Source organism: Salinisphaera sp., from assembly GCF_002729955.1.
GTDB lineage: Bacteria > Pseudomonadota > Gammaproteobacteria > Nevskiales > Salinisphaeraceae > Salinisphaera.
On sequence record NZ_PBYA01000049.1, the window covers coordinates 73,568 to 98,091 of the forward strand.

Below are 24,524 nucleotides of genomic sequence, written 5' to 3' on the forward strand. Positions count from 1 at the left end.
GAACACTCGCCCGGGGGAGGCCTTCTTGCAGCAGTCGAACGCAACACCTTTATCCCGGATGACGTCGATCTTCAGCGGCGGTCTGTCGCGCTACGCGCTGTATGGCTTCGCAATCGCCGTGATTGCGGTTTTAATGGCGACGGTCGCCGCGGTCATGCTGTCGGGCAAGGCGCTCACCCTGGCGAATCTCTACGCGGCGCAGGCCAGCAACCCCATGCTGATGGCGCTGGACCTGATGCCCTTTATCTTTGCCCTGTGGGCTCAGGGGCTGGCCGCGGGCTTTTCCGACGAAAAAGCCGGCGCCCGATCGAAGAAGACGGATACTGAGCAAAGCGAAAAGCTCGCTCTCAAGGCCGAAGCCCGTCGGCTCGAACAGGAAGACACGTTGACCGGGCTGGCCAATCGCGCCCATTTTTTGCAACAGCTGGATGCAAGCCTGCGCGATGCCGAGCTCAACCGTACGCGGGTGGGCGTCATCGTGCTCGACCTGGACGGCTTTTCCGAGGTCAACGACCAGTTCGGCGCGGCCACTGGCGATCGCGTACTCAAGAGCGTGGCACGCCGTTTGTCCAACGCGACGGAAAATACGGGGTCGATTCTGGCGCGACTGGGCGGCAACAGTTTCGGCCTGGCGATCGACGCCCTGCAATCCACCCAGGCGCTCGAGGACCTCGCCCAGCGCATGCGCGACGTGCTGGTGCCGCCCTGTACGCTCGACAAGCTGTCGCTGAACCTGGCGGCGAGCGTGGGCGGGGCAGTCTATCCCGACAATGCCACCGACTCGTTCGGGCTGGTGAATGCCGCGGACGGCGCCATGCAGCATGCAAAAGCGGGCGGCGGTGGTTTCGAGCTGGTCCAGACCGCGATACCGGTCGAAGACGCCGAGATGCACAGCCTCAGCGCCGAACTGCGTACCGCCATCGAGCAGGACCAGCTGGTGCTGTATCTGCAGCCGCTCATCGATGTTCAGGCCGATGAAGTACACGGCGTGGAAGCGCTGGTGCGGTGGCAACACCCACGCCGCGGCTTTCTGCCGCCCGGTGAGTTCATACCCCGTGCCGAACGCGCCGGGCTGATGAACGAGCTATCGAAGTGGGTGCTGCGCCGGGCGCTCGAATACAACGCGGCCTTGCGCAAGCAAGGCTGGTCGATCGGCGTATCGGTCAACCTGTCGGCACGCTCGCTTCTCGACCCGGATTTTCCGGATCTGCTGGCTGACCTGTTGGCAACCTACGAAGTGCCTTCGGAAGTGCTGACCATCGAGATCACTGAAGATACCCTGATGTCGGACCAGCGCCGCACCATGGATGTGGTGACGCGGGTGTCGAATATGGGTATCCATATCTCGATCGACGACTTCGGCACCGGCTACTCGCAGCTGACCTATCTCAAGCGTCTGCCGGCCAGCGAAATCAAGATTGATCGCTCGTTCGTGACCGACATGCTCGAATCCGATACCGACATGGCCATCGTCAAGGCCACCATCGAACTCGGGCATGCGCTGGGTCTGCGGGCGGTAGCGGAAGGTATCGAGTATGAGAACCAGAGCGTCAAGCTGCGCGAGCTGGGCTGCGACATCATTCAGGGCTACTACATGGGCCGTCCCATGCCTTACGACAAACTCTGCGAGTGGCTGGCCGAATGGCAGTTGCACCACCAGCCAGAGGCCATGGCGGTGGGTGAATCGGCGCGCGGCAGCTATTAGCCACGGTGTGGCGCGTAGCTAGTGCGGGTACGATCCGTGCGCGTCGATAGACACGGCCTGCCCGAATGCGGGGGCGATAAAGCGCTCGGCGGCCAGCCCGGCTTCGGAGCGCGCCCTCGCTAATGCGGCGGCGGGGGCGTGCTGGCCTTCGTCGGTAAGTTTGAACGTCGCGAAATGAATGCCAATGCTCTGGTCCGCGCCGAGCAGCTGATGCGCCTCGACGGCGTCGGCGGGGTTCATGTGCTGCGGGGCCATGAACCAGCGCGGCTCATAGGCACCGATCGGTAGCAGGGCGATGCGCGGCGGGCCCAGCTGTTGCCGGATCGCCTGGAAATGCGATCCCATGCCGGTATCGCCGGCGAAGTAGACGGCGCCGGCGGGGGTGTCGAACCAGAAGCCGGCCCAAAGCGAGCGGTTGCGGTCGAACAGGCCGCGCCGCGACCAGTGTCGGGCCGGTGTGAGCGTGACCCGAACGCGCTCGTTCAAATCGAGGCCCTGCCACCAGTCGCGACTGACGATGTGTCGGCCGCCAAAACGCTTTATCGGGGCGTCGAGACCCAGCGGCACCACGAACAACGGATCGAATCGGGCGATCAGGCGCTTTATCGATACGCGGTCGAGATGGTCGTAGTGTGCGTGGCTGACGGCGACGATATCGATGGCCGGCAGCGCATCGAAGGCCACCCCGGGCGGGTGATAGCGGCGCGGGCCGGCCCAGGACAGGGGACTGGCGCGCTCGGAAAAGATGGGATCGGTGAGAATGTTCAGCCCGGCGGTCTGAATGAGCAGGGTGGCGTGGTTGATCCAGGTAATACGCAGCCCATGTTCCAGGCGCTGCGGCGGTGCGGGCGGCGGCTCGAAGTGCTCGACCCGTTGCCACGGCTGACTGTCTCGCTCGCGCCACCAGCGCAGCAGGTCGCAGGCGCTATGCCGGATCGGGCTCGGGTTATAAAAACGCCGGCCATCGAAATGATCGCTCGTCGGACCGCGGTCACCCGCGTTGATGTTCGGCAAGAGCCGTTGGGTCAATATGCGTAGCGTGTGTTTCATGCAGGGCGGGCCGTCAGCTGCGCTGGCGACGCGGGCGGCGGGTGACGACCACGATCAAGGCGGCACAGATCACCGCCGCCGCACCGAGCGCGCTCAGCAGATCGGGCGTTTCCTGCCATACCACCCAGCCGATCAGGGCGGCGAACAATACCGTCGTATAGATCAGCGCACCGATATGGGCAGCGGGCGCCAGGCTATAGGCCCGGGGCAGCAGCAGTTGGCCGGCCGTTGCGATACTGCCGGCGCCCGCCAGCGCCAGCCACTGCGTGGTTGTAGGCGTCTGCCAGGCCAGGGCTGCCGGTATGGCTGATACGAGGGTGCCGAGCACGCTGAAATACATCACGATACGTACCGTCGGCTCAGTATCCGACATGCGCCGAATGGCAGCCATCGAGGTGGCCGCGAGAATGCCCGCTGCAAGACCTGCCAACCCGGCCGGCCCCTGCCATCCCAGGCCGGGTTTGAGGATGAGCACCACGCCGACAAAGCCGATGATCACGGCCGGAAAGATACGCGGCGCCGGGCGCTCGCCCAGCCATATCCAGGCGATGAAGGGAAGAAACAGCGGTTGGCTGTAGTTCAACAGCACCGCACTGGCCAGCGGCATCTGCGACAGGGCATAGAAAAAGCAGTACATGGCGCCCAGCCCCGTCGCGGCGCGCAGCAGATGCATGCCGGGGCGGGCTGTGCGCATCGATACGGCAGACGGGCCGCGCCGCGCAAGCCAGGGCAGGAGGACCAGCAGCGCGAACAGGTTGCGAAAGAATACGACCACCGCGTTGGGCAGCTCGTTGCCGGCGAGCTTCACGCAGGCACTGACCACGGCAAACGCGCCCGCCCCCGCGACGGCCATCAGCGCGCCGCGGCGCAGATCGGTCGTGCGGGCGTTCATGGGGCACCCGGCGAGCTATCGATAGCGCCGGTCCGCGACGCCGCGGTGTATCGACACACCGCAGGTTCGATTCGAGACGAATACCCGACGGGCCGAATCGGCCAGATCGGCCCGTCGGACGTGCGCCGCGTACGCGACTTTTCGCGTTGCAGCGCCGGCCATGGTCAGCTTGCGTCGAGCGTATCGCTGACGGGCGTATCGGGGGCGTTGCCCCAGTCCGACCAGGCGCCGGGATAGCCGCGGACCTTGTCGAAGCCGAGATACTTGAGCACGAGATAGCTGTACGAGGAGCGCATATGGCTCTGGCAGTAGTTGACGATATCGTGCTCGCTTTCGACGTCGTGCTCGGCGATAACCTGAAGCAGCTCGCTGCGTGGGCGCAGGCGGCCGTCCGGGCCCTTGAGCAGGTTCCAGTCGAGATTGATCGCGCCGGGGATGTGGCCGCCGCGGGCGCTGCGCACATCGGCGCCCGCGTATTCGGGGGCGCTACGCACGTCCAGAAACGCTACATCCGGGTCGTCCAGATGGGCCTGGATCCATTCGCGATCCGCAATGCCTTCGGGCCGGCGTTCCACCTTGAACGAGCTGGCACCGTCCTGAGGCGGGCCGCTTTCCAGCGTGAGGCCGGCCTCATGCCAGGCGGCCAACCCGCCGTCGAGCAGCGAGATACGGTCATGCCCCATCACGTCCAGCGTATACAGCAGGCGTGCGGCCTGGGAGTCGCCGGCACGGTCGTAGGCCACGATATGGGCATCGTTGCACAGCCCGGCATCGGAGAAGGCTTCGGCAAGCTGCTGTGCGTCAGGCAGCAGACCGGCCACCGGCGGTGCGCCGGTGGTGAAATCGGCCATCGTGATCTGCAGCGCCCCCGGAATATGCGCCTGGGCATAGTCCTGCGGGCTGTCGATCGCGACGATCTGAACGTCGCTGATCGCGGCGTTCAGCTGCTCGGCATCGACGAACAGGGGGAGCTTGGCGGACATACGGTCTCCTGATTTAACGAAATACAGGGACTATACGGTCTCGCCCGCCAGATAGAGCCAGGTGCTGACCACGGTATCCGGGTTCAGCGACATGCTCTCGATGTTCTGTTCGAGCAGCCACTTGGCCAGATCCGGGTAGTCGGAAGGGCCCTGGCCACAGATGCCGACGTACTTGTTGTTGCGCTTGCAGGCCGAGATCGCCTTTTCCAGCATCACCTTGACCGCCGGATCGCGTTCGTCGAACAGATGCGAAATCAGCCCCGAGTCGCGGTCCAGGCCCAGCGAGAGCTGGGTCATGTCATTCGAGCCGATCGAGAAGCCGTCGAAATACTCCAGGAACTCGTCGGCCAGGATGGCGTTCGAGGGCAGCTCGCACATCATGATGACCTTGAGATCGTCCTCGCCGCGCTTGAGCCCGTGGGCGGCCAGCAGCTCGCTCACGCCCTTGGCTTCGCCGAGGGTACGCACGAACGGAATCATGATCTGGACGTTCTTCAGCCCCATGTCGTCGCGAACGCGCTTGACCGCGGCCAGCTCCAGCTCGAAGCAGGGGGTGAAATCCTCGGCCAGATAGCGCGAGGCACCGCGCCAGCCGATCATCGGGTTCTCTTCGTCGGGCTCGAAGCGCTCGCCGCCGATGAGGTTGGCGTATTCGTTGGACTTGAAGTCCGACAGGCGAACGATCACCGGTTTGGGCGCAAAGGCCGCGGCGATGGTGGCAATGCCTTCGACCAGGCGGTCAATATAGAACTCGACCGGGCTGGAGTAGCCGGCGATATGCGCATCGATGGTCTTCTTCAGGTCATCCGGCTGGTCGTCGTATTCCAGCAGGGCACGCGGATGCACGCCGATCTGACGGTTGATGATGAATTCCAGCCGGGCCAGGCCCACGCCTGCGTTCGGCGTCATGGCGAAGTCGAAGGCACGCTCGGGGTTGCCCACGTTCATCATGATCTTGGTATTGATCTCGGGCATCTTGTCGAGCGAGACCTCGTCGACGTTGAAGTCGATCTCGCCGTCGTAGACATAGCCCGTATCGCCTTCCGCGCAGGACACGGTCACGGCCATGCCGTCGCTGAGCTTTTCGGTGGCATCGCCGCTGCCCACCACGGCCGGGATACCGAGCTCGCGGGCGATGATCGCTGCGTGGCAGGTGCGCCCGCCGCGGTTGGTCACGATCGCTGCGGCACGCTTCATGACCGGTTCCCAGTCCGGGTCGGTCATGTCCGTGACCAGGATATCGCCGGCCTGGACCTTGTTCATTTCCTTGATGGATTTGACGTTGCGCACCTTGCCGGCGCCGACGCGTTGACCGATCGAACGGCCTTCCACCAGGACATCGCGGCCGGCGGAGTTGAGCTGGTAACGCTCGAGCGTGCCGCCGCTGTTGGATTTAACCGTCTCCGGACGGGCCTGCAGGATATAGAGTTCGCCGGTCTCGCCGTCCTTGCCCCATTCGATATCCATCGGGCGGCCGTAGTGGCGCTCGATAATCAGCGCCTGGGCGGCCAGCGCCTCGGCGTCGGCATCGGTGATCGAGAAGCGGCTCTGGTCGGCGGCGTCGACGTCCACGAACTCGGTGGTCTTGCCGTGGCTGCGATCGGCCGTATAGACCATCTTCACGGCCTTGCCGCCGTTCACCCGTCGCAGGATCGCCGGGCGCTTGGCGTCGACGTTGGCCTTGTAGACATAGAATTCGTCGGGGTTCACCGCGCCCTGAACCACGGCTTCGCCGAGGCCCCAGGAACTGGTGATGAAGACCACCTGGTCGAACCCGGATTCGGTATCGATGGTGAACATCACGCCCGAAGAACCCGTATCCGAACGCACCATGCGCTGGATGCCGGCCGAGAGCGCGACCTGGCTGTGCTCGAAGCCCTTGTGCACGCGATAGGAGATCGCCCGGTCGTTGAACAACGAAGCGAACACGTCCTTGATCGCGAGCATGACGTTGTCGAGCCCGCGCACGTTGAGAAAGGTTTCCTGCTGGCCGGCGAAGGAGGCGTCGGGCAGGTCTTCCGCGGTTGCCGAGGAGCGCACGGCCACGGAAATATCCGCGTTGTCGCCGGCCAGCGTTTCGAACGACTCGCGGATCGCGTCTTCCAGTTCGGGCGGGAAGGGGTGGTCGATCACCCAACGCCGGATCTTGTCACCCGTCTCGGCCAGGGCATCGACATCGTCGACGTCCAGCGCATCAAGCGCGGCGTTAATGCGATCGGCCAGCCCGTCGTGGGCAAGAAACTGGCGATAGGCATCGGCGGTGGTCGCGAAACCGTCGGGCACATTCACGCCGGCATCGGCGAGATGGCTGATCATTTCGCCCAGAGAGGCGTTCTTGCCGCCGACCGTCTCGACGTCGTTCATTCCCAACTGGCTGAACCAGGCCACGTGCTCGCTTTGCAAGATGTGAGTCCTCAAAGGTAAACGTTCGAAAGCGCGATTTTACACATTCGCGAATGCTGTCGGGTCGAAAAACGCATCGCGCGCGACCGAATGCTCGGGTCGGCCCGACTAGGCGAAGCCTCGGCGCTCGTGCACGATAGCGCCCATGACGACGAACGATCACCCCAAACGCTCGATATTCTTTCTGTCGGATCGCACCGGCATCACCGCCGAAACACTGGGCGCGACGCTGCTCACACAGTTCGATGAAGGCTCCTTCCGTCAGTCGACGCTGCCTTTCGTCAACACGCCGGAGAAAGCGCGTTCGGCGCTGGAGTACATGGAGCACACGGGCGCGGCGAGCGGGCTCAAACCCATCGTGTTCTCGACCACGGTGAGCGAAAAGGTGCGCGAGATCCTGCGCGAAGGCAACGTCGTGTTCCTGGATCTGTTCGATCAGTTCGTGCCGGCGCTGGAAGGCGCGCTCGATACCAAGTCCACGCATCGCGAAGGCCGTGCCCACGGCATCGCCGACGAGGATATCTACGAGTCCCGTATCGATGCGATGAACTACGCGCTGACCCACGACGACGGCGTGGGCGAGAACGGTTATCACAAGGCCCAGGTCATCCTGGTCGCGCCTTCCAGGTGCGGCAAGACGCCGGTGTGTATCTATCTGGCCATGCAGCACGGCGTATATGCCGCGAACTATCCTCTCACCGAGGAGGATCTGGAGCGGCGCACGCTGCCGCCGTCGCTGGCCGACCACAAGGACAAGCTCTACGGCCTGTGGATCGACGCCGAGCGCCTGCACCAGATTCGTAGCGAACGCCGCAAGGGCAGCCAGTACGCGGCCTTGCCCCAGGTGTCCTATGAGCTGCGCCAGGCCGAAGGGCTCTACAAGCGCCACGGGCTGTCCTACTCGGAGACCACCAACAAGTCGATCGAAGAGATTGCGACAATGATCATGCAGGACAAGAATATCCGCCGGCGCTCGTTCTGATGGGCCGGCGTGGCGGACGCCCGCGGATTTGAAAAGCGCCAACCCTGCCGTATAGTCCGCTAGATGCCCACACTACAACGCAATCACTGGCTGGCCGCGGCACAGCCCCGGAGCTTTACGGGCCTGATGGGGCTCTACGAGAGCAACTATCGGCGCTTTGAACGCCTGGTGCCGGAGCTGGATCTGCCGTTCGAAACGGCCGAGTCGCACGGCGCGGACGATACGCTGTATCTGCGCGTGGTCGAGCGCTGTCGCTATACCACCACCGTGCATCTGACCTACTGGTTCGGCGAAGGCGAGGCCCGCCATCCCGATCCGGACCTGCTGCTACGCGTCTATCAGGATGCCCAGCTCGCCGAAGCCATCTCCTGCGATGCGCGCTCTCGCTATGTCGCGCTCGCCGGCGTGCCGCAGATCGACGAAGACGTGCTCGCCACCCAGTGGCCGCGCAATCTGTTACTTAACAAGTGGCTGGCCTACTGTCTGGCCCAGGGCCACGGGTTCGGCGGGGCCAATCGCCCGCGCCAACGGCCCCAGAAGGCATAGCCGCAGGCACGCCGACGGCCCCGGCAGGCCTACCCGGAGGCGCGCCGACGGCGCTTCGGCCCCTTGTGGCCCTTGTGCTCCTCTTCTGCGTCGTCGGGCGTGCGCAGCTGCAGGCCGACGTTCTCGATGATGCCGGCATGCAATGAACGCACGGTCAGCCGCAGGCCGTCGATATCGACCACGTCGCCCTCGACCGGGCGGCGCTTGAGACGCCGACGCATATAGTCGGCAATCGACAGATCCCAGTCGTGATCCGACAGGCCGAGGTCGTACATCTCGGCCAGATCCGCCATCGCCGCGTCCCCGCGCAGGATGAAGCTGCCGAAAAAGCGGCGAGCCTCGGGCGCATGCTTGGTATCGCCACGAAATAGCTTGCCCAGTTCATCGCTGTAGTGGGCCGGCGTGATCAGGTACAGCAGATCGCCGACCGCATAGACGAACTTCGCCTTGGGAAACAGCAGGTGGTGTGCGCGGGTGACGGCGACGCAGCGCAGCCCCTCGAAGCGCTGCAAGGCTTCACCCTGAGTGGTGGCCAGGCTCGAGGCAGGCTCGATGCGAAAAGCCAGCAACACATAGTTCTGCCGGCGTTGGCCGAGAAAACCAAAGCTCGCCTGTGGCCCCGGTTCCTGGGGTACCTCGAGTTTGAGCATGCGCGCGGCCCAGGCCAGCGAGCTGCCCTGCACGATGAGTGATACCAGCACCACCGCAAAGGTGATATCGAACAGAAACTGGGCGCCTTCGAGATCGGCCATCAATGGGAACAGCGACAGCACGATAGGCACCGCGCCGCGCAGGCCGACCCAGGCAATGAAACCCTGCTCGCGCGTCGGGAAGTTGAACGGCAAAAGGCTCAGCCAGACCGCCAGCGGCCGGGCCACGAACATCAGAAACGCCGCGATCAACGCGGCCGCGCCGGCATGGGCCCAGAGCTGGTGCGGGTTGACCAGCAGGCCCAGCACCAGAAACATGCCGGCCTGGGCGATCCAGGCCAGCCCGTCCATCACCCGAAAGACGTGTTCGGAGGCATGGTTGCGGCGGTTGCCCACCACCAGGCCCACGAGGTAAATGCCCAGAAAGCCGCTGCCGCCCAGCTGGTTGATGGCGGTGAAGGCCATGAGCCCGCCCGATGCCACCAACAGCGCATACAGGCCCTCCACAAGGCGCACACGCGAAGCCAGAAAGGACAGGCCGTAGCCCAGCAACAGGCCGCCCGCGATACCGATACCGAACTGGGAGACGATTTCGCTGGCAATGGTCGAGGCGCTGAAACCCTCGCTCGCATCGATGGTTGCCAGCAGAAAGGTAACCATGAAAATGGCCATCGGATCGTTCGTGCCGGATTCGATCTCCAGCGTGGCGCTCACGCGTTGGTTCAAGGTCACCCCCGAACTGCGCAGCTGGGAGAACACCGCGGCTGCGTCGGTGCTGGCCACGATCGACCCCAGCAACAGGCCATAACGCCAGTCCAGGTTCAGCCACACGGCGATGAACGCGCCGGCCAGCGACGCGGATACGAGCACGCCGACGGTCGCCAGCGATAACGCCGGCCACAGCGCGACCCGGAACGTCTGCAGATGAGTGCGCAGCCCGCCGTCGAGCAGGATGATCGCCAGTGCCAGATTGGCGATAAAGAACGCCAGCGGCACGTTGTCGAAGTTGATCTGGCCGGGGCCGTCCTGGCCGGCCAGCATGCCCACCATCAGAAAGATCAGCAGCAGCGGGGGCCCGAAGCGGGCCAGCGAACTGGCGACTACGCTCAGAAACAGCAGCAGGCCGACAAAGAAGAGAATGATGTTGGTGTCGGTCATCGAATCCGAATAGCGGTCGTCAAACAAAGGCTGCCGGGCGCACGCGAAGCGGCCACCCATGGCACGGGCGCAGCATCAACTATGCCATGTGCCGAAGAACTGGCTGTAAAGGCGGCTCTTAACATCCCGCCGGCTAGAGCCGCGCCGCCGCTTGGACAGTGCCAGGCGGGCACTGTTCGCCACCGCCCGATGATCGTTACGGCGCCTGGAAAACGTATCGTCGGCCCGAGCGCATCCCACCGTATTGAAAACCTGGCGCGTTAAGCCATCCGGCACTCACGAGAGCGATGATACAAGGCCAAGAGCAACCTTCGTCTGAATTGACATGCGGTTGGCAGCTTCGCAGAGGGTTCGACCCTTGTTATCTCATGCCTGCCCGAACGAGTTGATTGTCGAGTCGTCGGGTTGCGCCGTGGTGGCCTGGATCGCCCGTGGATCATGCCCGCGTCACGCTTCGAACAGGCCGTTTGCAAGGTGCCATCGGCTCGGTGGCGTATGGCTATACAGATAGTTCAGCGCGTACCGGGCGCCACACGCTGGCCTGGCACACCTATTGTTGTTCGAGGCAACGCCGGGCACTCGCCTGCATCTGCGTTTCAAGCCAGTCGACAAGAGCGCGTTTGCGCGGGTCGTGGTCGATCGGGGAGGGACAAAGTAGCCAGTAAGCCGATCCGTCGGCTTTAAAGCCGAGCGGGGCTTCCAATTCGCCGGCGCCGATCTGCTGTTCGACCATGTAGACCGATCCGATGCCAAACCCGAGCCCGGCCCGCGCAGCCTGCAGGCTGAGATAAAAATGCTCAAAGGTCAGCTCACGTTCGATCGGCCGCCACTTTGCGAGCTGGGGGCGCCATGCCTGCCAGGCGGAGGGCCGTGAGCTTGTGTGCAGAATCGTGCATGGGGATGTATCCGCGGCGGCTTCGGGCAGTCCGACAATGCCGGTGATCTCGTCGGCGATGCGGCGGCTATAGAGTGCAGGCCCCCAGTCGAAGTCATCGCGACGGAGTGCGACATCGATCGCGGATGCCCGGAAATCGACCGGCCCGCCGGCTGCGAATAAATGCAGCGTGATATGCGGGTATGCGCGGTAAAACGCAGGAAGCCGCTGTATGAGCCATCGGATCGCGATCGTCGGCTCACAGGAAACGACGAGCGGCTGATCGAAGTCGGTGGTTTTTTCGAAAGCCGTCAGCGTGTTTGCGAGCGTGTCGAACAGATCCTGGCTGACACGGTAGAGCTCGCGGCCCTTGTTTGTCAGACGGACAACGTGATGCTCGCGTTCGAACAATCGCGCGCCCAGCTCGCGCTCGAGGTCGCGGATCCGCTTGCTCACTGCGCCGGGCGTGACGAATAGCTGCTCGGCCGCGACCGTCATGGATTGCGCCCGCGCTACCGCGATGAAGACACGAAGCGCATCGAGAGATCGAATCATCGTGGGCCCGGCCTGCTTGAAAATAGGTCGCTCTCGCTTGTGAAAACTAATCGTTTCACAGTTGAGTGCTGTTGCTCAATCGTGTTTCTGCAAGGCGAACCCATGAATTCACCGCAGAGCAAGGAGAGCAGCCGTGGCGATTCTGAACCCCTCCATATCGGGCCGCCCTGTGGCCTCGGTCTCGAAACGTATCGACATTGATGACGTGTGCCGCCGTGTGGCCAAACAAAGCTATGCGCTGATCGATGGTCCGACGGTCGCCGATCTGCTGACCGGTTTCGACAGTGCTGCACTGGCCGACTGGGATGCGTTCGCGACGAGTTGGGACAACATGCCGCGAGACGGCCATATGGCAGACGGCGGTACATATCGCCGTCGCCGCCATGCCACCCTCGCCGCGGCTGCCAGCAGCAATACGTGGTTCGAAAAGGCCCATCAGCCGCACTACCAGGGCCGGGATTTCAATACGCTCAACGGCGGTATCGCGCGGCATTACCAGCCGATCGAGGCCTCAGTTCTCAGGGGCAACACGCTCGCCAGCCTCGTCGGACTGGGCTGCCGTGTGTTCGGCCGCATGGCGCCATATTACCCGTGGCATATCGAAGTCCATCAGTTCCGTATAGAAACCGAAGGAGACTTCGTCGGCAAGCCCACGCCAGAAGGCATTCATCGAGACGGCGTGAACTTCGTGATCATGGCGATGGTTCAGCATCGGAACATGGCCAGCGGCGAATCCACCGTCTACGACCTGGGTAAGAATCCGCTTCGCAAATTCACGCTCAACAAGCCTTTGGATCTGGCGATCGTCAACGATGAGCAGGTCTTTCACGGCGTGTCGCCGATAAGCGCCGTAGACCGTCGGCGCCCCGCTGTTCGCGACGTGCTGGTGGTCACTTTCCGCAAGCAATTCTAACCAGGAGCGGCGGCCCTCGCGCGGCGAGGGCCGCACCACTATCGTCATGATCGAATTTACCTACCTGCCGTTGCTGGGTACCATCACAGCGATCGCGGTCGGAATGGCCATTAGCCCCGGCCAGGATTTCGCCCTCGTGAGCCAGAACGCCATCGTGCATTCTCGTCGCGCCGGCGTATGGGCGAGCATCGGCATAGCGCTCGCGGTTTGGCTGCATGTGGCTTACTGCATCAGCGGCGTGGCCGTGCTCGTCACGCAATTCCCCGCGATCTACGGCGCGATTCGCTGGATCGGCGCCGGGTATCTTGTCTACCTCGGTCTCAAGAGTATTCTCGCTTCGGCATCCGCGCACGCCGCCGCCGATGGTATGCATCGACCGGTGAGTGACCGCTCCGCGTTTAGTTCGGGCTTTCTCTGCAATGCGTTGAACCCGAAAACGACGCTGTTCTTTTTGAGCATTTTCACCCAGGTCATCAAGCCCTCGACACCGCTCGTGCTCCAGCTGATATGTGGCCTGATCATATCGCTAGCGCATCTGGCCTGGTTTACAGGGGTTGCCGTCTGGCTATCGACGCCCGTTTTGCTGAACAGGATCTGGCGACTCAAGCCCTGGATCGAGCGAGTGATGGGTATGGTTCTTCTCGCGCTGGCGGCGCATTTGATCCTTTCCTGAGCAGCCGAATCGGTCACTTTGTCGCATTGCGCTCGGCACCGAGACGAACCATGCGCTTTAAACCCGTACGGCAGGGCGGGTCTCTCAAGCAAGAGCCGCTGAACCACGAGCGGCTTGAAGGTGGATGTGGCAAATAAAAAAAGCCGTCCGAAGACGGCTTTTCCTATCGAGTGGTGGAGGCGGCGGGAATCGAACCCGCGTCCGCGGATTCTCGACCCTCGGGTCTACATGCTTATTTCGTCTTTGATTGTCGGCGCGAGGTTACCCGACGAAAAGGGAAAACCTGCGCGTATCTTCGTTTGCTCTTAACGGGTCGGCCCGAAGCGGGGCCTTGCCGCGAGTCTGTAAGAGTCGATACCCGGGTCCGGAAGCACAGACACTTACCGGTCGGGCACTAGCAGGCTTTTTAAGCTGCTAGAGCGTAGTTGTCGTCGTTCGCAACTAGCTTAGGTTGCAAATTGATTAACGAGGTTGATTTGCGACCTCGGCATGCACCTCGGGTTTTGACATCCGCGTCGAAGCCATGTCGCCCCCGAAAAAGGCAATCAGATTGTAACAGTAAACAGGGTGCGGGCGACGGAAATAAAATCAAGCCGCCGTGATCAGGTGCGCAGAATCTGGGCCTTGCGGCGATTCCAGTCGGCTTCCTTCTTGGTCTGGCGCTTGTCGTAGTTGGCCTTGCCCTTGGCCAGCGCGATCTCGAGCTTGGCCTTGCCGCGCTTCCAGTACATCGCCAGCGGTACCACGGTGAAGCCTTTCTGTTCGGTCGCGCCGATCAGCGTGGCCAGTTCGCGCTCGTGCAGCAGCAGTTTGCGCGTACGCGTGGCGTCCACCACCACATGCGTCGACGCCGATACCAGCGGCTGGATATGACTGCCGAGCAGGAAGGCTTCGCCGTCCTTGATCAGCACATAGGCTTCGGTGATGCGCCCCTTGCCGGCCCGCAGCGCCTTGACCTCCCAACCTTCGAGCACGAGACCGGCTTCCAGACGCTCTTCCAGGAAGAAGTCGTGACGCGCACGCTTGTTGAGCGCGATGGTCGAACTGGGCTGTTTGCTGTTTTTTTGCTTTGCCATGGCCTTAGTATAGCGGGCCAGGGCAAGCAGGGAACCGGGGGGACGATTTGCAGGCCTTATTTACAGCGCGTGGGCGCGAAACGCGTGTCAGTCACGGGGCGTACGTGCACGACCGACTTCATACAGGCAGCCAAAACCCGCCCTTAATCCATGCGGGGACCCACGCAAGCGGGTGCCCATTCGGGCGCATGCCGCGCTGATGGTGGCCTTCGCACAGCGTCCGGAATGGTCGTCCTCATCGCGTTTCGTCATCGCGATGACGGCGGCGGTGGTAAGCCTGGGCAACCTCTGGCGGCTGCCGTATCTGTTATCGGATTACGGCGCCGGGGCGTTTCTGCTGGTCTATGCCATCGCACTCTTGAGCATGGGGCTGCCGCTGTTTTCCGGGCAGCTGCTCATGGCGCGCGGCACGCGGGCAGATGTGCCGGGGGTGATCGCGGCCTGGACCCGTAACGCGCCGCATTCGCGGCTCTGGATCTGGAGCGGCTATCTCGCGGTGGCCGGCGCGGGCATGCTGCTGGCTGCCTACAGCGTTGTGGCGGCCTGGAGCCTGGCCTACAGCCTGCGCGGCGTGACCGGCATGCTCGATGGCAGCTCGGTATCGGCGGCGAGCGCGCAGTTCGTGACGTTTGCGCGCGATTCGGAGCGCGGTTTCGGCTGGCTGCTGCTGTTCTTTGCCCTGATAGTCGCCACCGCCGCACACGGCCTGCGCCGTGGCGTCGAGCCGGTCATGCGCACGCTCGCGTTCTGCATGCTCATGGCGCTGACCGCGCTGGTTGTCTCGGCGGCCATGCACGGGCGCGCCGATGACGCGCTCTATGCGATATTCGCGGTCGACTTCGCCGCGCTGGGCTGGCGCGGCGTGTTCGAAGCGCTGTATCAGGCGTTTTTCACGCTCAGCCTCGGCACCGGCGTGGTGGTCTGTTTCGGCAGTTATCTGCCCAGCAATACGCCGGTGGTGCGCCTCTCGCTGGTGATCCTGGGGGTTGATCTGGCGGTATCGCTGGCCTGTGCCTTCATGCTGGCCGTGTTCGTGGGCCCCAGCGAAGCCCAGTTGGACGTCGGCATCCAGAGTCTGTTCGAAACTCTGCCGGTGGCCATGGCGGGCGACTGGCAGGCGCCGATCATGTTCGTGCTGGTGGCGCTGGTGAGTCTTTCGACCGCGATCGGCCTGTTCGAGCCGGTGGTCCAACTGGTCCAGCAGCGCAGCGGTTATACGCGCCTGCGCGCAACGCTTTATGCGGGGCTCGCACTGGCGCTTTTGGGCATGGCCGCCTTGCTGTCGTTTGGCGTGCTGGATCGGGTAACGCTGTGCGGCTACAACCTGTTCGGCTGGCTGATGCTGATCACCGCCCAGCTGATCGGGCCTCTGACCGGGCTGCTGCTGTGCATCCTGCTCGGGCGGGTGCTGGCCCGCAAGCGGCTGGTGGATGCCTGGCAGCATGCCGGCCAATACAGCCGGGCGACCGGTTTCGCGCTCTGGCATGCGCTGCTTCGCTATCCCACGCGCATCGTGTTGGTGCTCGTGTTGGCCTATGCCCTGGGCGCACTGCGCCTGATCGAAATGGTGTGGTTTCCGTGAGCGAATCGATCGAAGTGGAGGTCGTGCTGGCCCTGCCGGGCGAATGCCTGCGCGAGCGCGTGCGGCTGCAAACGCCGGCATGCGCGGCCGATGCGCTTCAGGCCAGCGGTCTCGACCGTGTCTATCGCGAACGGGTAGGCGATGATGTGCCGCCGCTGGGCGTCTATGGGCGAAAGATCCGACCCGAGCAGCTGCTCAAGGACGGTGAACGCCTGGAAATATATCGGCCGCTTACGGCCGACCCGCGCCAGCGACGCCGAGCGCGCGTGGATGCCCGTCGCCGCAGCGAGCGGGCGGGCTCCGACGGCTCAGGTGCCGGGTAGGGGACGGCTGAGCTGGCGATCTGCGGAGCGGTCGATGTCGTCGCTGCCGGGCAGGTCGTTATCCGGGCCGGGGGTCACGCTCGAGGGCACCGGTTCGTCGTCCATGATCTGCGTGGTGTATTCCTCGTCGCCATCGATCTCGGCCAGCTTGTCGTTGACGAAGTAGAGGTTGAGCTCGCTCTTGCGCACGTGTGCGCGCGGATCGCGGTAGTAGAAGACATAATCCCAGCGATCGTTTTCGAAGCTGCTGTCGATCAGCGACGTGCCCATGACGTACTCGACCTGACGCTTGGTCATGCCGATTTCGAGCTGGTTGACGTTCTTGGCCGTCACCACGTTGCCCTGCACCACCGGCACGCGGAAAAAGACCGGTAGGCTGCATGCACTGAGCATGAGCAGCATGACGAGTACGGCGGCTGTTCTCATAGACTTCTTGGACCCGTAGTTGGCGATGGGCATCATACGGCAGCCGTTTTATGGCTGCCAAACGGTCGCGGCCCGAACACCGGGCATGCGTGTACGAACTCGAATATACGCGGGCTCAATCGCGGGCCCGTTCGATCATGTCGGCCGCATGGGCGCGCGTCTGGGCGGTCAGCTCGACGCCGCCGAGCATGCGCGCTATCTCCTCGACGCGTGTATCGGCATCGAGATAGGTGATCCGCGTCGAGGTATGGCCGTTACGCACCTGCTTGGCCACATGCAGATGGTGGGCGGCCTGCGCGGCGACCTGCGGCAGGTGGGTCACGCACAGCGATTGCCCGGCGGCGCCGAGCGAGCGTAGCTGGCGGCCCACGATTTCGGCGACGCCGCCGCCGATGCCGGTATCGACCTCGTCGAACACCAGGGTCGGCACGCGGGTGCGGGTGGCGGCCACCACCTCGATCGCCAGGCTGATGCGCGACAGCTCGCCGCCGGAGGCGACGCGTTCGAGCGGACGTGCGCTCTGGCCCGGGTTGGCGGCAATCAGGAATTCGATTTCGTCGGTGCCGCTCGCGTTGATGCGCGCGTGCGCGCCCGGCGTGATGCGTACGCTGAACTCGCCTTCCGGCATGCCCAGAGAACGAATGATGTCGGTGATGGCCGCGCCCAGCTGCTTGGCGGCGGCGCTGCGCTTCGTGCTGAGCGCCGCGGCGGCCTCGTGATAGCCCTCGGTCTGCCGGGCCTCGTCCTTCTTGAGCGTTTCCAGGCGCGCGCCGGCGCCTTCCAGTGTGTCGAGTTCTTCGGCAAGGCGAGCGGCAAGAGCCGGCAGCTCGGCCGGCGCACAATGATGTTTGCGGGCCAGATCCTGAATGCTGCCCAGGCGTTGTTCGACTTCCTTGAAGCGCTGCGGGTCGATATCCAGCGTATCCACGTGGTGGCGCAGGGCATCGACCGCTTCCTGTGCCTGGATACGCGCACTGGCCACCAGTTCGAGGATGGGCGCGAAGCCGTCGTCGATTTCGGCCAGATCGCCCACCAGCCGCTCGGCGCTGCCGAGCTGATCCATGGCCGCGCCTTCTTCGGCTTCGTAGAGCAGGGTCAGCGCGCGCTGGCCGTCGCCTATCAACCGTTCTGCGCTGGCCAGCCGGCGGTGCTCGGCTTCCAGCTCGTCGAGTTCGTCCGCACCCAGATCCAGCGCTTCGAGTTCGCTGACCTGGTAGCGCAACAGATCGATACGCATCGCGCCGGCATCGTCGACCTGTTCGATGGCCGCGATCGCTGCGCGTGTTTCGCGCAGTTTGTCGGCGGCCTCGGCCACGGCGGCGAGTACGTTGGCGTGTTCGCCGTATTCGTCGAGCAGGTCGCGCTGGGCGCTGCGACGCAGCAGCGATTGATGCGCATGTTGACCGTGAATATCCACCAGTCGTTCGCCCAGTTCGCGCAGTTCGCGGGCCGGCATGGGCGTGCCGTTGATCCAGCAGCGGCTGCGTCCTTCCGTGGCGACCACGCGGCGGATGAGGCATTCGTTGTCGTCGTCGAGTTCGTGTTCGGCCAGCCACTCGCGGGCGCTGGGGGCATCGTCGAGCGTAAAGCGGGCACTGACCTCGGCGCGTTCGGCGCCTTCACGCACGGCCTGGGCATCCGCGCGATCGCCGAGGATGAGGTTGAGCGCGTCCACCAGAATCGACTTGCCTGCGCCAGTTTCACCCGAGAGCACCGTCATGCCCGCTTCGAACTCGACGTCCAGCCGATCGATGATCGCGAAATTGCGGATGGTGATTTCGGCCAGCATCAGGAAGACGCCAGCTGCTGGCCGCGGCCCCACTGCAGCTTGTTGCGCAGGATATTGAAATAGTCGTAGCCGGGCGGGTGGATGAGCTTGAGATCGTGGGCGCCGCGGCGGATGTGCACGCAGTCGCCCGCGCCCAGCGGCTGGCTGACCTGGCCGTCGCTGGTGAATAGCGCCGCGCCGTCGAGGGTCCCGGCCACGCGGATCTCGATTTCATGATCGGCGTCGACGATCAGCGGCCGATCCGACAGCGTATGCGGGCAGATTGGCACCAGCGCCAGCGCGTTGAGCGCGGGGTGGAGCACCGGCCCGCCGCCGGACAGGGCATAGGCGGTGGAGCCGGTCGGTGTGGCCACCACCATGCCGTCGGCGCGGTGATGGCTGATGAAGGCGCCGTTCATGTAGGTATCGAAATCCAGAACCCGTGCGAAGGCCTGATTGCGGATCACACATTCGTTGATCGCCGGGAACAGTTCATCCTGGAAAGCGCCGTCCGCGCGCTCGATCTGTGCGCACAGCATCAGCCGCGATTCGGCGATGTAGTCGCCGGCGAAGATATCGTCGAGCGTGGCGCTCATGTCGGCCGGCAGTACGTCCACCATGAAGCCGAGCCGGCCGAGGTTCACGCCCAGCAACGGCGTGCCAGAGGCCGCGACCGCGCGCCCGGCATCCAGCAGGGTGCCATCGCCGCCGACGACCACCACCAGATCGCAGCGTTCGCCGAGATCGGCCCGCGCGCAGGTCTGTACCCCCTCGTGCGCGCTGGCGTGGCCTTCGTCAAGCAACACCTGCTTGCCGCGGGTCTGTAGATCGGCGATGAGGTTCTTGAGGGTCTGGCGTACGCCGTCGTCGTGTTTCTTGGCCAGGATGCCGACGGTTTCGAACTGTTGCGCCATGCGCTTGCCTGCGGCCTGCCGGGAAGTCGATCGCGTAAGCATTCACGCCTTGTCCGACAATTTCAACGAAAACCGGGCGTACGCCGTGCTTGAAATGGCTGCAGCCAGCCCAATGGTGAAGGCAGTCAAGCCGGCGCAGGGCAGTTCTCGCCGGCACCGTCCAACAAGCGGGGATTTGCAACAGATGAGCCAGGACGAAAAACACAACACACCGCACGACGAAACGGATTCCGCGGCCGAAAACACGCCGCAGCCGGATATGGAAGGTATCCAGACCGGCACCGAGGATTACGTCGAGCCCGGTGATGTCACCGCCGACAGCATCGCGGAAACCGACGAGCTGCAGGCCGAACTCGACCAGGCACGCGCCGAAGCCGAGCAGTATCGCGATCAGGCCGTGCGTGCGCATGCCGAGATGGAAAACGTGCGCAAGCGCGCCCAGCGCGACGTGGAATCGGCGCGCAAGTTCGCGATCGAAAAATTCGCCTCCGAGCTGCTGGGCGTGCGCGACAGCCTGGAGCTGGGTCTCAAGGCCGCCGAGGAACAAAGCGGCGACTACGACAAGCTCAAGGAAGGCATGGACATGACCGTGCGCATGCTGGTGTCGAGCATGGAAAAGGTCGGCATTGAAGCGATCGACCCCAAGGGCGAGGCCTTCAATCCCGAGTTCCATGAAGCGGTTTCGACCCAGCCCAGCAGCGAGCTGGAGCCGAACACGGTCGCCGAGGTGATGCAGAAGGGCTACACGCTCAACGGGCGTGTTCTGCGTGCGGCCATGGTGGTCGTCGCCAAGCCGGCCGACAGCGGCTCATAGGCGAAGGAAAATACGGCGCATAAAGGGGTGGGGCGCTTGAAAACGTACACCGTGCGCCCCAGATCGATTGTCAAGTCAAGTTTGAAGACGCTGCCAATGCAGTGCGAAGTAGAGGGAATTAAACATGGGTAAGATTATCGGTATCGACCTCGGCACCACGAACTCGTGCGTGGCCGTGCTCGAAGGCGACCAGCCTAAAGTGATCGAGAACGCGGAAGGCGAGCGCACCACGCCGTCGGTCGTCGCGTTCACCGACGACGACCAGACGCTGGTCGGTCGTCCGGCCAAGCGCCAGGCGGTCACCAACCCCAACGACACGCTGTATGCGATCAAGCGTCTGATCGGTCGTACTTTCGACGATCCGACCACGCAGAAGGACATCGACGCGGTGCCCTACAAGATCGTCAAGGCCGACAACGGCGATGCGTGGGTCGAAGCCCGTGGCCAGAAGATGGCGCCGCCGGAAGTCTCGGCCAAGGTCCTGCAGAAGATGAAGGCCACCGCCGAAGACTATCTCGGCGAGAAGGTCACCGAAGCCGTGATCACCGTGCCGGCCTACTTCAACGACGCACAGCGTCAGGCCACCAAGGACGCCGGTCGTATTGCCGGTCTCGACGTCAAGCGCATCATCAACGAGCCGACCGCGGCCGCGCTGGCCTACGGCATGGACAAGAAAGGCGGCGACAAGAAGATCGCGGTCTATGACCTGGGCGGCGGTACCTTCGATATCTCCATCATCGAAGTGGCCGAAGTCGACGGCGAGCACCAGTTCGAGGTGCATGCCACCAACGGCGACACCTTCCTGGGTGGTGAAGACTTCGACAACGCCATCATCGAGCACATCGCCGCCGAGTTCGAAAAGGAACAGGGCGTGGATCTGCGCAAGGACAAGCTGGCCCTGCAGCGCCTGAAAGAGGCCGCCGAGAAGGCCAAGATCGAGCTGTCCTCCACGCAGCAGACCGAAATCAACCTGCCCTACGTCACCGCCGATCAGTCGGGCCCGAAGCATCTGAACATGAAGATGACCCGGGCCAAGCTGGAAAGCCTGGTCGAGGATCTGGTCGCCCGTACGATCGATCCCTGCCGGACCGCGCTCAAGGACGCGGGCATGAAGGCTTCGGATATCGACGACGTCATCCTCGTCGGCGGCCAGACGCGCATGCCGGCCGTGCAGGAAGCAGTGAAGAGCTTCTTCGGCAAGGAAGCACGCAAGGACGTGAACCCGGACGAAGCCGTGGCCGTGGGTGCCGCCATCCAGGGCTCGGTGCTGTCGGGCGACACCAAGGACGTGCTGCTGCTTGACGTCACGCCGCTGTCGCTGGGTATCGAAACCCTGGGCGGCAAGATGACCAAGCTCATCGAGAAGAACACCACCATTCCGACCCGCAAGTCGGAAGTGTTCTCCACCGCCGAAGACAACCAGCCGGCCGTGACCGTGCACGTGCTCCAGGGTGAGCGCGAACAGGCCTCGGGCAACAAGTCGCTGGGCCGTTTCGACCTGTCGGATATCCCGCCGGCGCCGCGTGGCACGCCGCAGATCGAAGTCACCTTCGATATCGACGCCAACGGCATCCTGAACGTGTCTGCCAAGGACAAGGCGACCGGCAAGGAGCAGTCGATCGTCATCAAGGCCTCCTCCGGCCTGTCCGACGAGGAAATCGACAAGATGGTGGCCGATGCCGAGGCGCACGCCGAGGAAGACGCCAAGTTCAACGAGCTGATCACGGCGCGTAACCAGGCCGACAGCCTGATCCACGGCATCGAGAAAGCCATGCGCGATCTCGGCGACAAGGTCAGCGAAGACGAGAAGAAGCCGATCGACGACGCCATCGCCGAACTGCGCACCGCGCTCGAAGGCGACGACAAGGACGAGATCGACGCCAAGACGCAGAAGCTCTCCGAAGCCTCTGCGCCGGTCATGGAAAAGGCCTATAGCGACGGCCAGGGCGAAGACGCCGCGGCCGCCGGCGAAGGCCAGGCCCAGGATCAGGGCGGCTCGAACGACGACGTCGTCGATGCGGACTTCGAGGAAGTCAAGGACGACGACAAGAAGTCGGGCACCAACTCCTGATCTGACGATCGGGTAGTCCTACAGCCGGGGCAGCGCCAGCCGTTGTCCCGGCGTTTTTGGTTGTAAAGGTCAAGGATTCATGGCGAACCGCGATTACTACGAAGTGCTTGGCGTGTCGAAAGGCGCGTCGAAGGACGAAATCAAGAAAGCCTATCGCCGGCTGGCGATGAAAAACCATCCGGACCGCAATCCGGACGACGCCGATGCCGAGGCGCGTTTCAAGGAAGCCTCCGAGGCCTATGAGGTGCTCTCGGACGACCAGAAGCGCCAGGCCTACGACCAGTTCGGTCATGCCGGGCTCGGCGGAGCGGCCGGAGGCGGCGGCTTCGGTGGCGCCGGTGCCGGCGGATTTGGCGACATCTTTGGCGATATCTTCTCGGATATCTTCGGTGGCGGCATGGGCGGCGGTCGTCAGCGTGCCTCGCGCGGCGCGGATCTGCGCTACGATCTGGATCTGGATCTGGAAACCGCGATCGGCGGCGATACCGTCGAAATTCGTATTCCCACGCTCGACCAGTGCGACGCCTGCGACGGCAGTGGTGCCGAGAAGGATTCGCCGGTCGATACCTGCCCGACCTGTCAGGGTGTGGGTCAGGTACGCATTCAGCAGGGGTTCCTGTCGATCCAGCAAAGCTGCCCGGATTGCCACGGCAGCGGCAAGAAGATCCGCAACCCCTGTCGCAAGTGTGGCGGCGAGGGCCGTGTGCAGTCGTCCAAGACGCTGTCGGTCAAGGTGCCGCCGGGCGTAGACAACGGCGATCGCATCCGTCTGTCCGGCGAAGGCGAAGCCGGCGAAATGGGCGGCCCCTCGGGCGATCTGTATGTACAGATCAACGTCAAGCCGCATGAGTTCTTCGAGCGCGACGGCAACAACCTGCGAGCCAATGTGCCGGTCGACATGATCACGGCCGCACTCGGCGGCGAGATCGACGTGCCGACCCTGAATGGCAAGGTGAGCCTGCGCATTCCCACCGAAACCCAGTCCGGCAAGACGTTCAGGCTGCGGGGCAAGGGCGTACAGTCGGTACGCACCTCGGCACCGGGCGATCTGCTCTGCAAGGTGTCGGTGGAAACGCCGGTCAACCTCAACGCCAAGCAGAAGAAGCTGCTCGAAGAGTTTCGCGACAGCCTCGAGAACAGCGGTCGCAGTCACAGCCCGGCCACCAGTTCCTGGCTGGACAAGGCAAAACGCTTCTTCAACGAACACCTCGGCTAGTCGATAACAGCGCACAAGGACGGGCAGGCCATGACCACACGCGTAGCAATCAACGGCGCCGCCGGGCGCATGGGGCGGGAGCTGATCATCGCCTGCCAGCGCAACGAGGCGCTGACCCTGGCCGCCGCCTTTGAAGCGCCGGACAGCCCGGCGCTGGGCCAGGATGCCGGTCGTCTGGCCACCGGCGAGGATCTCGGCGTCGCGATTGCCAGCGCGGCCGATCGCGATGCGTCGACATTCGACGTGCTGGTGGATTTCACCCGCCCCGAGCCCTGTCTGGCCGCACTCGACGACTGCGTGGCGGGTAACGCGGCCATGGTGATCGGCACCACCGGCTTCGATGAAAACCAGCTTGCCCGGCTCGATGCCGCGGCCGAGAAAATCCCGCTGGTATTCGCGCCGAACTTCAGCGCTGGCGTGAATTTGACGCTGAAACTGCTTGAAACAGCAGCAAAAGCGCTGGGCGACGATTTCGATATCGAAGTGATCGAAGCTCACCATCGCCATAAGGTGGATGCGCCCTCGGGAACCGCGCTGCGCATGGGCGAAGTGCTGGCCGATGCCACCGGCCGCAATCTCGACGACTGTGCGGTCTATGCCCGCCAGGGGCATACGGGCGAGCGCGAGCAACGCACCATTGGTTTTCAGACCATTCGCGGCGGCGATATCGTCGGCGAACACACGGTGCTTTTTGCCGGCGAAGGCGAGCGCGTCGAGATCACGCACAAGGCCTCCTCCCGCCAGACCTTTGCCGGCGGCGCGATGCGGGCCGCGGCGTGGGTGGTCTCGCAGGCGGCCGGGCGCTACGACATGAACGATGTGCTGGGCCTGGGCGGCGACTGAGGAAACTGGCCGCGCGAGGTTCGAGCCGCTATAATTCGGCGCCGCCCGCGCCCGGTTTCGTTCGTCGAACGCCGGAACGTCTACCCAACCCACGGATCCTGGAGGCA

21 protein-coding genes and 1 other RNA gene are annotated in these 24,524 nt (G+C 63.8%); 11 read left to right on the forward strand and 11 right to left on the reverse strand.

Annotated features, from left to right (window positions below; genetic code table 11):
• The first annotated feature begins 58 nt into the window (after positions 1-58).
• Positions 59-1,705 (forward strand): bifunctional diguanylate cyclase/phosphodiesterase, encoded by a 1,647-nt coding sequence (locus CMN27_RS13340; RefSeq protein ID WP_293627170.1) that lies wholly within the window; start codon positions 59-61, stop codon positions 1,703-1,705.
• A gap of 18 nt (positions 1,706-1,723) precedes the next feature.
• On the opposite strand, the gene CMN27_RS13345 is transcribed toward CMN27_RS13340, so the two are convergent.
• The 4 genes from CMN27_RS13345 to ppsA form a co-directional block, all read right to left on the reverse strand.
• The gene (locus CMN27_RS13345) at positions 1,724-2,755 is read right to left on the reverse strand and encodes an MBL fold metallo-hydrolase (RefSeq protein WP_293627171.1); all 1,032 of its coding nucleotides are present in this window, start codon (positions 2,753-2,755) and stop codon (positions 1,724-1,726) included.
• A 13-nt stretch (positions 2,756-2,768) separates the two neighbouring features.
• Entirely contained in the window at positions 2,769-3,647 is an 879-nt protein-coding gene (locus CMN27_RS13350; protein WP_293627172.1) for a DMT family transporter, read from the reverse strand.
• Between the two features lie 164 nt (positions 3,648-3,811).
• Positions 3,812-4,630 (reverse strand): sulfurtransferase, encoded by an 819-nt coding sequence (locus CMN27_RS13355; RefSeq protein ID WP_293627173.1) that lies wholly within the window; start codon positions 4,628-4,630, stop codon positions 3,812-3,814.
• Between the two features lie 30 nt (positions 4,631-4,660).
• Positions 4,661-7,033, reverse strand: coding sequence for a phosphoenolpyruvate synthase (ppsA, locus tag CMN27_RS13360; RefSeq protein WP_293627174.1), 2,373 nt, complete (start codon positions 7,031-7,033; stop codon positions 4,661-4,663).
• A 145-nt stretch (positions 7,034-7,178) separates the two neighbouring features.
• On the opposite strand from ppsA, the gene CMN27_RS13365 reads away from it, so the two are divergent.
• A complete protein-coding gene (locus tag CMN27_RS13365) occupies positions 7,179-8,015 on the forward strand; it encodes a pyruvate, water dikinase regulatory protein (protein ID WP_293627175.1) in 837 nt (278 codons plus the stop codon).
• A gap of 63 nt (positions 8,016-8,078) precedes the next feature.
• Positions 8,079-8,561: a DUF1249 domain-containing protein gene (locus tag CMN27_RS13370; RefSeq protein ID WP_293627177.1), complete on the forward strand. Its 483-nt coding sequence runs from the start codon at positions 8,079-8,081 to the stop codon at positions 8,559-8,561.
• A 29-nt stretch (positions 8,562-8,590) separates the two neighbouring features.
• Here the strand turns inward: CMN27_RS13370 and CMN27_RS13375 are convergent, their stop codons facing one another.
• Together CMN27_RS13375 and CMN27_RS13380 are read right to left on the reverse strand one after the other, a co-directional pair.
• Positions 8,591-10,369 (reverse strand): potassium/proton antiporter, encoded by a 1,779-nt coding sequence (locus tag CMN27_RS13375; protein WP_293627179.1) that lies wholly within the window; start codon positions 10,367-10,369, stop codon positions 8,591-8,593.
• 550 nt (positions 10,370-10,919) lie between these two features.
• On the reverse strand, positions 10,920-11,798 hold the full coding sequence (locus tag CMN27_RS13380; protein ID WP_293627181.1) for a LysR substrate-binding domain-containing protein: 879 nt from the start codon (positions 11,796-11,798) through the stop codon (positions 10,920-10,922).
• A gap of 133 nt (positions 11,799-11,931) precedes the next feature.
• Between CMN27_RS13380 and CMN27_RS13385 the strand changes: the two genes are divergently transcribed.
• Positions 11,932-12,711, forward strand: coding sequence for a 2OG-Fe dioxygenase family protein (locus tag CMN27_RS13385; RefSeq protein WP_293627183.1), 780 nt, complete (start codon positions 11,932-11,934; stop codon positions 12,709-12,711).
• Positions 12,712-12,757: 46 nt separating this feature from the next.
• Entirely contained in the window at positions 12,758-13,384 is a 627-nt protein-coding gene (locus CMN27_RS13390; protein ID WP_293627185.1) for a LysE family translocator, read from the forward strand.
• Between the two features lie 171 nt (positions 13,385-13,555).
• Here CMN27_RS13390 and ssrA read toward each other — a convergent pair.
• Positions 13,556-13,918, reverse strand: a transfer-messenger RNA (tmRNA) gene (gene ssrA / locus CMN27_RS13395).
• Between the two features lie 68 nt (positions 13,919-13,986).
• A complete protein-coding gene (gene smpB, locus CMN27_RS13400) occupies positions 13,987-14,460 on the reverse strand; it encodes an SsrA-binding protein SmpB (protein WP_293627187.1) in 474 nt (157 codons plus the stop codon).
• Between the two features lie 172 nt (positions 14,461-14,632).
• On the opposite strand from smpB, the gene CMN27_RS13405 reads away from it, so the two are divergent.
• Together CMN27_RS13405 and CMN27_RS13410 are read left to right on the forward strand one after the other, a co-directional pair.
• Positions 14,633-16,042 (forward strand): sodium-dependent transporter, encoded by a 1,410-nt coding sequence (locus CMN27_RS13405; protein WP_293627188.1) that lies wholly within the window; start codon positions 14,633-14,635, stop codon positions 16,040-16,042.
• Entirely contained in the window at positions 16,039-16,365 is a 327-nt protein-coding gene (locus tag CMN27_RS13410) for an RnfH family protein (protein WP_293627189.1), read from the forward strand. Before CMN27_RS13405 ends, CMN27_RS13410 begins: the two co-directional genes overlap by 4 nt.
• On the opposite strand, the gene bamE is transcribed toward CMN27_RS13410, so the two are convergent.
• From bamE to CMN27_RS13425, 3 genes are all read right to left on the reverse strand, one after another.
• Positions 16,351-16,791, reverse strand: coding sequence for an outer membrane protein assembly factor BamE (bamE, locus tag CMN27_RS13415; RefSeq protein ID WP_293627190.1), 441 nt, complete (start codon positions 16,789-16,791; stop codon positions 16,351-16,353). The two genes, CMN27_RS13410 and bamE, sit on opposite strands and share 15 nt — an antisense overlap.
• Before the next feature lie 115 nt (positions 16,792-16,906).
• On the reverse strand, positions 16,907-18,580 hold the full coding sequence (gene recN / locus CMN27_RS13420; protein WP_293627192.1) for a DNA repair protein RecN: 1,674 nt from the start codon (positions 18,578-18,580) through the stop codon (positions 16,907-16,909).
• Positions 18,580-19,473 carry an NAD(+) kinase gene (locus CMN27_RS13425; protein ID WP_293627194.1) on the reverse strand — a complete coding sequence of 298 codons (894 nt, stop codon included), beginning with the start codon at positions 19,471-19,473 and terminating at the stop codon, positions 18,580-18,582. Before CMN27_RS13425 ends, recN begins: the two co-directional genes overlap by 1 nt.
• Before the next feature lie 184 nt (positions 19,474-19,657).
• Between CMN27_RS13425 and grpE the strand changes: the two genes are divergently transcribed.
• From grpE to dapB, 4 genes are all read left to right on the forward strand, one after another.
• Entirely contained in the window at positions 19,658-20,287 is a 630-nt protein-coding gene (grpE, locus tag CMN27_RS13430) for a nucleotide exchange factor GrpE (protein WP_293627196.1), read from the forward strand.
• 124 nt (positions 20,288-20,411) lie between these two features.
• A complete protein-coding gene (dnaK, locus tag CMN27_RS13435; protein ID WP_293627198.1) occupies positions 20,412-22,358 on the forward strand; it encodes a molecular chaperone DnaK in 1,947 nt (648 codons plus the stop codon).
• A 79-nt stretch (positions 22,359-22,437) separates the two neighbouring features.
• Complete coding sequence (dnaJ, locus tag CMN27_RS13440) at positions 22,438-23,574, forward strand: molecular chaperone DnaJ (protein WP_293627200.1); 1,137 nt, start codon at positions 22,438-22,440, stop codon at positions 23,572-23,574.
• A 30-nt stretch (positions 23,575-23,604) separates the two neighbouring features.
• Positions 23,605-24,417, forward strand: a complete 813-nt coding sequence (dapB, locus tag CMN27_RS13445) for a 4-hydroxy-tetrahydrodipicolinate reductase (protein ID WP_293627202.1) — start codon at positions 23,605-23,607, stop codon at positions 24,415-24,417.
• The last annotated feature ends 107 nt before the right edge of the window (positions 24,418-24,524 follow it).